The following is a 756-nucleotide window of genomic DNA, read 5'->3' on the forward strand; positions in this document are numbered from 1 at the left end:
GCGTGGCGTTGATACCGCCATGCTAATGTCAAAGTAGTTGTGGTAAACGATGTCATCACCATCGATTGATGCATTTACTTCTGGGTAACGTTTTAGTGCTTCTGTCACTGCTTTCACATAGAAAGACATGAAGCCAAGACGAATACCGTGACGCTCTTCGAACTGGTCTTTGTATTGCTTACGAAGATCCATGATTGGCTTCATGTTCACTTCGTTAAACGTCGTTAACATTGCGGTGCTGTTTTTCGCTTCCAACAGGCGGTTTGCAACCGTCTTACGTAGGCGAGTCATTGGCACACGCTTCTCACTACGAGCGGTTGCTGGTGCTTCAACTGCTGGAGCATCAGCTTTTGGAGCCGCTTTAGCGTTTGCTAGATGCGCTTCGATATCTTCACGAGTAATACGACCGCCAACACCAGTACCTTTAACTTGGTGTGCTTCTAGACCATGTTCCGCAAGTAGACGACGAACGGCAGGGCTAAGTGCATCATTGCTTTCTTCAGTCAGTGTCGCTTTGTGACGCTTATCTGGAGAAGCTTCTGTTGCTTCTGTTTTGTCTGCGGTTGGCTCGCCCGCAACAGCGCCGGCTTTCAATTTAGCAAGAAGTTGCTTTGAAAGTACTGTTGCACCTTCTACTTCAAGAATGGCTTCTAAAACGCCGGCTTCTGGAGCTGGCACTTCTAGTACAACTTTGTCAGTTTCAATATCAACCAGAACTTCATCACGCTCTACGGTGTCGCCTGGTTGTTTGTGCCA

The 756-nt window shown here is 47.6% G+C and carries 1 protein-coding gene; it reads right to left on the minus strand.

The window, feature by feature from the left end; genetic code table 11:
• On the minus strand, window positions 1–756 hold a 756-nt coding region (locus tag R8O10_RS24865; RefSeq protein ID WP_318191909.1), incomplete at both ends, for a 2-oxo acid dehydrogenase subunit E2.

It is taken from the genome of Vibrio sp. 1727, assembly GCF_033344415.1.
In the GTDB taxonomy this organism is placed as follows: domain Bacteria; phylum Pseudomonadota; class Gammaproteobacteria; order Enterobacterales; family Vibrionaceae; genus Vibrio; species Vibrio alginolyticus.